9 protein-coding genes and 1 tRNA gene are annotated in these 7,758 nt (G+C 73.9%); 5 read left to right on the top strand and 5 right to left on the bottom strand.

The genetic code is table 11. From position 1 onward, the window contains the following. The first annotated feature begins 165 nt into the window (after positions 1 to 165). Positions 166 to 239 (top strand) — tRNA-Ala (locus A2U95_RS12350). A gap of 153 nt (positions 240 to 392) precedes the next feature. Here A2U95_RS12350 and A2U95_RS12345 read toward each other — a convergent pair. Further along, complete coding sequence (locus A2U95_RS12345; RefSeq protein WP_166022171.1) at positions 393 to 869, bottom strand: GNAT family N-acetyltransferase; 477 nt, start codon at positions 867 to 869, stop codon at positions 393 to 395. Positions 870 to 945: 76 nt separating this feature from the next. Here A2U95_RS12345 and A2U95_RS12340 point away from each other — a divergent pair, with 76 nt between their 5' ends. Continuing rightward, positions 946 to 1,749 (top strand): exodeoxyribonuclease III, encoded by an 804-nt coding sequence (locus tag A2U95_RS12340; protein WP_166022170.1) that lies wholly within the window; start codon positions 946 to 948, stop codon positions 1,747 to 1,749. 98 nt (positions 1,750 to 1,847) lie between these two features. On the opposite strand, the gene A2U95_RS12335 is transcribed toward A2U95_RS12340, so the two are convergent. From A2U95_RS12335 to A2U95_RS12320, 4 genes are all read right to left on the bottom strand, one after another. Then, positions 1,848 to 2,063: a hypothetical protein gene (locus A2U95_RS12335; RefSeq protein ID WP_166022169.1), complete on the bottom strand. Its 216-nt coding sequence runs from the start codon at positions 2,061 to 2,063 to the stop codon at positions 1,848 to 1,850. A 79-nt stretch (positions 2,064 to 2,142) separates the two neighbouring features. Then, positions 2,143 to 3,030: an SDR family oxidoreductase gene (locus tag A2U95_RS12330; protein ID WP_166022168.1), complete on the bottom strand. Its 888-nt coding sequence runs from the start codon at positions 3,028 to 3,030 to the stop codon at positions 2,143 to 2,145. Then, entirely contained in the window at positions 3,027 to 3,998 is a 972-nt protein-coding gene (locus A2U95_RS12325) for an alpha/beta fold hydrolase (protein ID WP_166022167.1), read from the bottom strand. The genes A2U95_RS12330 and A2U95_RS12325 overlap by 4 nt, the downstream gene beginning before the upstream one ends. Beyond that, positions 3,995 to 5,539, bottom strand: a complete 1,545-nt coding sequence (locus A2U95_RS12320) for a flavin-containing monooxygenase (RefSeq protein ID WP_166022166.1) — start codon at positions 5,537 to 5,539, stop codon at positions 3,995 to 3,997. Before A2U95_RS12320 ends, A2U95_RS12325 begins: the two co-directional genes overlap by 4 nt. A 159-nt stretch (positions 5,540 to 5,698) precedes the next feature. Between A2U95_RS12320 and A2U95_RS12315 the strand changes: the two genes are divergently transcribed. From A2U95_RS12315 to A2U95_RS12305, 3 genes are all read left to right on the top strand, one after another. Beyond that, entirely contained in the window at positions 5,699 to 6,370 is a 672-nt protein-coding gene (locus A2U95_RS12315) for a MerR family transcriptional regulator (RefSeq protein ID WP_240957294.1), read from the top strand. Between the two features lie 40 nt (positions 6,371 to 6,410). Then, positions 6,411 to 7,037, top strand: coding sequence for a Pycsar system effector family protein (locus A2U95_RS12310; protein ID WP_166022165.1), 627 nt, complete (start codon positions 6,411 to 6,413; stop codon positions 7,035 to 7,037). 62 nt (positions 7,038 to 7,099) lie between these two features. Further along, a partial coding sequence (locus tag A2U95_RS12305) for a Crp/Fnr family transcriptional regulator (protein ID WP_166022164.1) occupies positions 7,100 to 7,758 on the top strand: 659 nt, incomplete at its 3' end.

Raw genomic sequence — 7,758 nt, 5'->3', positions numbered from 1 at the left:
GCACCCCGCTCTTCGACCAGTACGCGGAGGCCGACCGCGACCGGCCGAGGGCGGCCAACGAGTAGACCCGGCGGGAACCGTCCTGCCTCCTGCGGCCTGCGGGGACCGGCGGGAATCGGATTTCCGAGCACCCGGATGGGGATGCTAGAGTTTCACTCGTTGCAAGGGCCTGTGGCGCAGTCCGGTAGCGCACCTCGTTCGCATCGAGGGGGCCAGGGGTTCGAATCCCCTCAGGTCCACTGCACGAAGAAGGTCCCGCCGATCTCACGATCGGCGGGACCTTCGTCGTTCCCCGGACCTCGCCCGTCACCCCTTGGTCCTGTTGGTCCCGTGCCGTGCCGTGCCTTTCCGCCCCGCCGCGTCCACGGCGGACGGGGCGGGGCGGGCGGCGGTCACAGCTGCTTGGCCATGCAGATGCTGGAGTCGTAGGTGCGGTAGTAGCCGAACTTCTCGCAGCGCTCGTACCCGGAGGAGGCGTAGAGCGCGATGGCCTCCGGCTGCTGGTCGCCGGTCTCCAGGACCATGCGGACCCGCCCGGCCGCGCGGGCGTCCTCCTCCAGCAGGGCGAGGATCCGCCGCGCCAGCCCGAGCCCCCGGCACTGCTCGACGACGAACATCCGCTTCAGCTCGGCGTCACCGTCCCGGTTGCCCTCGCCGTTCTCGTCCTGGGTGCGCCAGCCGCCGGTGGCGACGGGGCGGTCGTGCTCGTCGTAGGCGATCAGGAACAGGCCGTGCGGCGGGCGGAAGTCGTCGGGGTGCAGGACGGTGGCGTCGCCGCCGTCGCCGTAACGGCGCTGGTACTCGGCCTGGACCTCGTCGTTCAGCTTCACGGCGTCGGGGTGGTCGAAGGGGACGGTGCGGATGTTCATGGCGGGGATCGTACTTCTGTGCGCGGGGAGGGAACGGGCGGGCGGGTCCCGTCCAGTGTGCCGGTATTGTTCTCCGGTGCTCACCGTGACCTCCGTCAATGTCAACGGACTCCGCGCCGCCGCGAAGAAGGGCTTCGTCGAGTGGCTGGCGGAGACCTCCGCCGACGTGCTCTGCCTCCAGGAGGTGCGCGCCGAGCCCGGTCAGCTGCCGGGGGCGGCCGGCGCGCCGGAGGGGTGGCACGTCACCCACGCGCCCGCCGCCGCCAAGGGCAGGGCCGGGGTCTCGCTCTACACGCGCCGGGAGCCGGACGCGGTGCGGATCGGGTTCGGGTCCGCCGAGTTCGACGGCAGCGGGCGGTACGTGGAGGCCGACCTGCCGGGCGTCACGGTCGCCAGCCTCTACCTGCCCTCGGGCGAGGCCGGGACCGAGCGGCAGGACGAGAAGTACCGGTTCATGGACGCCTTCCTGCCGTACCTCAAGGACCTGCGGGAGCGCGCCGCCGCCGACGGGCGGGAGGTGCTGGTCTGCGGGGACTGGAACATCGCCCACGCGGAGGCGGACCTGAGGAACTGGCGGGCCAACCGGAAGAACTCCGGCTTCCTGCCGGAGGAGCGGGAGTGGCTGACCCGCGTCCTGTCCCCCGGTGACGGCGGTTACGTGGACGTGGTCCGCGCGCTGCACCCGGGCGTGGAGGGGCCCTACTCGTGGTGGTCCTACCGGGGCCGGGCCTTCGACAACGACTCCGGGTGGCGCATCGACCTCCACGCGGCGACCCGGGGGCTCGCGGACCGGGCGGTCAAGGGCTTCGTCGAGCGGGCCGCCACCCACGCCGAGCGCTGGTCGGACCACGCGCCGGTGACCGTGGTCTACGACCTGTAGAGCCGCCGGGAGCGCGCGAAGGGCGCCCCGGAAGGGGCGCCCTTGTGCGGCCGGGCCGCCGCGCGGGACCGGGCCGCGCGCGCCGCTCCGGGCCTGCGTCAGATCGTGTCGTCGTCGTAGATGTCGTCCTCCGACGGCGAACGGCGCGAGCGCTCGTCCTCGCGCTGCGGCGAGCGCTCACGGGACGGGGAGCGGTCGCGGTCGCCCATCTCGTCCTTCTTCCGGTCCATCTGCTCGCCGGCCTGGCCCATGCGCCGGCCGGCCTCCTGCTGGAGACGCTCGGCCTTGTCCTGGAACTGGTCCTTGATGCCCATGCTGTTCACTCCCAAGAGTGGTGAGGGGTTCGGGGCCCGACCAGCGTGACACGGCCGTTCACGCAGCGCATTTCGATCATCACCCGGTGTGCCGGGCGGTCCGTTCCTGCTCGTCGGCGGCGCCTCCCGCGCCCACCAGCCCGGGGCGCACCTCGTCCAGACGGTCGTCGAAGCGCCGTACCTCGCGCGGGCCGACGGTGCCGATCAGGGTGGGCAGCGCTCCCCGGACCGCCTGCATGCCGCGCAGCCACCACTGGCCGTAGATGTGCGCGGAGCGCCGCTCGATGCCGTCCACCAGCCGGTCCACGGCGGGACCGAGCGGGTAGGTCTTGTTGGTCGGCCAGGGCAGCCGCTTGCGCAGTTCGCGCATCACGTCGTCCTGGTCGGCGCCGCGCACCATGTCGGTGTCGGTCCACGACAGGTAGCCGACGCCCACGTCGACGCCCTTGTGGCCGACCTCGCCCCGCACGCAGTGCGCGTACGCCTCGACGCCGGACTTGGAGGCGCAGTAGGCCGACATCATCGGGGCGGGCGTGAGCGCGGCCAGCGAGGCGATCTGCAGCAGGTAGCCGCGGGTCTCCAGCAGCGCGGGCAGGAAGGCCCGCCCGGTGACCGCCGAGCCGATCAGGTTGACCTCGATGACCCGGCGCCAGGCGTCCGCGTCGGAGCCGGCCAGCGGGCCCCCGGTGGCGACGCCCGCGTTGGCGACGACGATGTCGATCCGCCCGAACCGTTCCTTGACCTCGGCGGCCACCCGGTCCATGGCGTCCTGGTCGGTGACGTCGGCGTGCCACCAGTCGCTCTCGGCGTAGAGGCGGGAGGAGACCTCCTTGAGCCGCTCCGGCTCCAGGCCCACCAGCGCGACCTTCACGCCGCGCACCGACAGCTTGCGGGCCAGCAGTTCGCCGACGCCCCGCGCGGCGCCGGTGACGACGGCGACCCGCCCTTCCAGGTTGACCTTGCTCATGCGGCGCTCTCCTTGGTCGTGCCGGGCTTCTCGGTCTTCCCGCCCGCCGTGGTCCCGGGGGGCAGGTGGGCGGCCGCGAGGGACGCGATGCGGTCGGTGACCACGTCCGGCGCCTCCACGGGGGTCATGTGGCCGATGCCGGGCAGTTCGGTCAGGCCCAGGCAGTCGGGCAGTTCCCCGGCGAGGCTACGGGCGTGCACCGGCGGTGTCAGCCGGTCCACGGCGCCCACGATCACCTCGGTGGGGACGTCCAGCCGCCGTACCCCTTCGGCCAGTTCGAGGGAGGCGAGCACGCGGGACCAGGCGCGGCGCGCCCGGGTGGGGCAGGCGTGCACCACGCGGGCGCAGGCCTCCACCATCTGCGGCGTCGAACCGGCGCCCATGGTGCCGTACTTGAGGATCCTGCGGCTGACCGCCGTGGGGCGGCCGCCGATCGGCAGCGGGGATCCCAGGATCTGCCCGGTGAGCCAGGTGCGGACCCCGCCCTTCCTCAGCGGCAGCACCGTGGACTCCGGCACCAGGGCGGAGGCGCCGGTGGAGCAGAGCAGGACGGCCGCGGCGTGCTCCCGGAAGACGGGACGGCCGGCCGCCGCCATGACGGTCATGCCGCCCATGGAGTGGCCGGCGATCACCGCCTTCTCGCCGGGGGCGAGGGTGGCGGCGAGCACCGCCTCGAGGTCGTCGGCGAGCTGCTCGGTGCCGACGGGGGCGTGCAGCGGGCTGCCGCCGTGTCCGCGCTGGTCGTAGGCGATGACCCGGAAACGGCCGGCCAGGTCGCGTATCTGCGCCGCCCAGAAGGCGACGGAGCAGGTCCAGCCGTGCGCCAGCACCACGGCGGGGGCGTCCTCGGGACCGTGCACCTCGACGGATATCCGGGCGCCGTCCGCGGAGAGGACGGTCGACTCGCGGGCGGGCGCGGGCGGCTGGTAGCGGCCCAGGGTCGTGAGGTGGTCGATGGGGTTGCTCATGCGGCGGCCTCCACGGCGGCGGTCTCGGTCCCCGTGTCGCCGTCGGCCGCGGCGGGGGCGGGCGCGGGCCGGACCACGCCGTACTCCAGCAGGTCGACCCGGCGGGTGGCCTTGCGGAACTCGGCGGTGGTGCCGGGCCAGACGGTGGTGTTGCGGCCGCTCGCGTCCAGGTACCAGCTGGTGCAGCCGCCGGTGTTCCAGACGGTGCGCTTCATCCGCTCCTGGACCCGGGCGGTCCAGGCGTCCTGCGCCTCGGGCCGGACGTCCAGCGCGACGCGGCCGCCGAGGGCGTCCAGCTGCCGCAGGTAGTCGGCGAGGTAGTTCAGCTGGGACTCGATCATCAGGATCATCGAGGAGTTGCCGAGGCCGGTGTTGGGGCCGATGACCAGCAGGAAGTTGGGGAAGCCGGCCGTGGTGGTGCCGCGCAGGCCCGCCATGCCGTCCTTCCAGGTCTCCGCCAGGGTCCGCCCGTCGGCGCCCACCACGCGCTCCGCGATCGGCATGTCGGTGACGTGGAACCCGGTGCCGAAGACGATCGCGTCGACCTCGGTCCGGGTGCCGTCGGAGGCCACCACCGTGGAGCCCTCGACCTCGGCCAGGCCGCTCGCCACCACGTCCACATTCGGCTGCGCCAGCGCCGGGTAGTAGGTGTTGGAGAGCAGGATGCGCTTGCAGCCGATCCGGTAGTCCGGGGTCAGCTTGCGGCGCAGCTCCGGGTCCTTGACCGCCCGGTTCATGTTGGCCCTGGCGAGCTTCTCGACGACGCCGAGCATGTCGGGGTGCTTGGTGAACGCCTGCACCTGGAGTTCGCGGATGCCCCAGAGGACGCCGCGGCGCAGCTTGGTGGTGAGCGGGACGGCGCGGTGGATCCCGCGCTCGAGCGCGCCGATGGCGCGGTCGGCGCGGGGCATCACCCACGGGGGCGTGCGCTGCAGGACGGTGAGGCGGCCGGCCCTGGGCTGGATCGCGGGCACGATCTGGATGGCCGAGGCGCCGGTGCCGACCATGGCGACGCGCTTGCCGGTGAGGTCGTAGTCGTGGTCCCAGCGGGCCGAGTGGAAGATCTTGCCCGGGAACGAGTCGATCCCGGGGACGTCCGGCAGCTTGGGGTCGGAGAGCGGGCCGGTGGCGTTGACCACCACGTCCGCGGTGAGGGTGGCGCCGCCTCGGGTCTCGATCACCCAGCGCAGCTCCCGCCCGTCCCAGGCCATGCGCGCGACCTCGGAGTCGAAGCGGAGGTGGGGGCGCAGCCCGAAGGTGTCGGCGACGTCCTCCAGGTAGGCGTTGATGTGCTGCTGCCCGGAGAAGGCGCGCGGCCAGTCCGGGTTGGGGGCGAAGGAGAACGAGTACAGGTGGGAGGGGACGTCGCAGGCGCACCCGGGGTAGCTGTTGTCGCGCCAGGTGCCGCCGATGGCGGAGGCGCGTTCCAGGACGACGAAGTCGGTGACGCCCTCGCGGCGTAGCCGCACCGCGGCGCCCAGGCCGCCGAACCCGGCGCCGATCACCGCCACCCGTACGTGCTCGTGCTCGTAGTCGGCCATCCCGCCGCCTCCTGCGCTCTGTCTGGCTGAGTGTTGCCCTGGGTCCGACGAACCGTGCCAGTGTTCACTGGCACTGTTCGGAGCGTAGGGCAGGCGCGTACCGATGGGTAGGGGTCGCGCGCAGGAAAGTTACCGGCGGTACGGCCTAGGGTGATCCACGTGACGGACGAGGCGGCGACGGTGGCACACGACGGCGACGGCGGGCGGGAGTACCGCGCGGAGGAACTGGCGCGGCTGGCCGGCATCACCACGCGCACGCTCCGCTTCTACCGGGAGCGCAGGCTGCTGGCGCCGCCGCGGCGGGAGGGGCGGATCGCCTGGTACGACGACCGGCACCTGGCCCGGCTGCGGACCATAGCGGCGCTGCTGGAGCGGGGTCACACGCTGACCGGCATCGCCGAGCTGGCGGAGGCCTTCGAGCACGGGCGGGGCGTGGGGGAGCTGCTGGGGGTGGCCCCCACCGAGGAGACGCCGGTGCGGCTCAGCCCGGAGGAGCTGGCGGAGCGGTTCGCCGGCGAGGTGTCCCCGGAGAACCTGGTCGCGGCGATGGAGCTCGGCTACGTCGCCGTCGACCGCGAGGAGTTCGTGCACATCAGCCGGAACCTGCTGGACGCCTCGTCCGCCCTGGTGCGGGAGGGGATCCCGCTGGCGGCGGTGCTGGAGGCGGGGCGTCGGGTCCGCGAGCACGCGGACGCGATCGCGGACCTCTTCGCGGAGCTGGTGGGGGAGCACGTGCCGGAGGAGGACGTGCAGCGGATGCGTCCGCTGGCGCGGAGCGTGGTGCAGGCGGAGCTGTCCCTCGCGCTGGACCGGCGGTTGCGCAAGCGGTGAAGCGGGTAACTCCCCGAGCGTCGTTGCACGCGGCGGCGCCATGACGAGCGCGGCCGTCGTGGCGCACCGGGACGAGGGGGGCAGGGCGATCGTGTCCGAAGCGCGGGGGGATCGGGCGCAGGGGGACCAGGCGCGGGAGGACAGGCCGCAGGAGGACCCGGCGCAGGAGGAGCAGCGGGAGAAAGCGGTCGGGACCGCTTGGCGGTTGCACGCCACGCTGGCGGAGTGGACCAGGACCATCGACGCCAAGGCATCGTTCGCCCTGGCCATGGAGTCGGCCGCACTGGCCGGACTGGTCACGCTGCGCGGGGACGGGCGGGTTCTGGGCGACGTCTCGGGCGCCGTCCCGGTGGCCCTGCTGTGGGCCGGGGCCCTCCTGCTGGGGCTGTCCGCGGTCCTCGCCGTGGCGGCCGTCGTGCCCCGCCAGGACCGGGGGGAGGCGGTGACCGCGCGGCCCGGGGACATCGTCTACTACGGCCATCTGCGGCACTGGGAGCCCGAGGAGCTCGTGGTCCAGCTGACCCAGCAGGACCCGCTGCCCACGCTCTCCCGCCAGCTGGTCCGGATGAGCCGCATCCTGTGGAAGAAGCAGCGGCTGGTGCGGCTGTCGCTGGCGGCCGCCGTGGCGGGCGCCCTGGTGACCACGGCGGCGGCACTGGCCGGCTGACCGTCTCCCGGCTCCGGGCCGGGCGGACGGGACGGGAGCGGAACGGGCGGGAAGGGCGGGCGATGACGCGGCCACGAGGCGTGGAACCGACGGGCGGAAGCGGGGGCACCACCTTCTGGGACCTGCTGGACGATGCCGCGCGGGCGGCGCTCGCGGAGGCGGGGGACGAGGTCCGGCACCCGCCCGCGGAGGACCTGGTCCGGCAGTACGACCTCAGCGACCACCTGCTGGTGGTGCTCGGCGGATGCGTCAAGGTGACCACGGCGTCCGCCGGCGGCTACCGGGCGGTGCTGGCCCTGCGCGGCCCCGGTGACCTGCTGGGCGAGCAGTCCGGGCTGGACGGCCGCGCCCGGTCGGCCACGCTCACCGCGCTCACCCCCGTGCGCGCGCTGCGCCTTCCCGCCGAGGACTTCGCCGCCGTGTCGCGGCGGCATCCGGGTGTCACGGCGGCGGTCAACCATGTCCTCTCCGTCCGCCTGCGGGAGGCGGACCGCCACCGCACCGCCGCCGGGGCGGACTCCATCGCGGCCCGGCTGGCCGAGCTGCTCCTCGATCTCGCGGCCCCGTACGGCCGGCGCGGGACGTCGGGCGAGCTGGTGATCGGCCTGCCCCTGTCCCAGGACGACCTGGCCGGACTGGTCCTGGGGTCCCGGCGGACCGTCAGCCGGGTGCTGGAGCAGTGGCGGGCCCGGGCGTGGGTCACCACCGGCCGGACCCGGAT

It is taken from the genome of Streptomyces chilikensis, from assembly GCF_001642695.1.
GTDB classification, from domain to species: domain Bacteria; phylum Actinomycetota; class Actinomycetes; order Streptomycetales; family Streptomycetaceae; genus Streptomyces; species Streptomyces chilikensis.
Note: the sequence above shows the minus strand (reverse complement) of the source record. Positions and strands in the feature narration are given on the sequence as shown.

Coding starts and splice junctions, on each gene's coding strand:
- A2U95_RS12345 (WP_166022171.1), bottom strand. CDS start 869: ATGAACATCCGCACCGTCCCCTTCGACCACCCCGACGCCGTGAAGCTG.
- A2U95_RS12335 (WP_166022169.1), bottom strand. CDS start 2,063: ATGGGCATCAAGGACCAGTTCCAGGACAAGGCCGAGCGTCTCCAGCAG.
- A2U95_RS12330 (WP_166022168.1), bottom strand. CDS start 3,030: ATGAGCAAGGTCAACCTGGAAGGGCGGGTCGCCGTCGTCACCGGCGCC.
- A2U95_RS12325 (WP_166022167.1), bottom strand. CDS start 3,998: ATGAGCAACCCCATCGACCACCTCACGACCCTGGGCCGCTACCAGCCG.
- A2U95_RS12320 (WP_166022166.1), bottom strand. CDS start 5,539: ATGGCCGACTACGAGCACGAGCACGTACGGGTGGCGGTGATCGGCGCC.
- A2U95_RS12310 (WP_166022165.1), top strand. CDS start 6,411: ATGACGAGCGCGGCCGTCGTGGCGCACCGGGACGAGGGGGGCAGGGCG.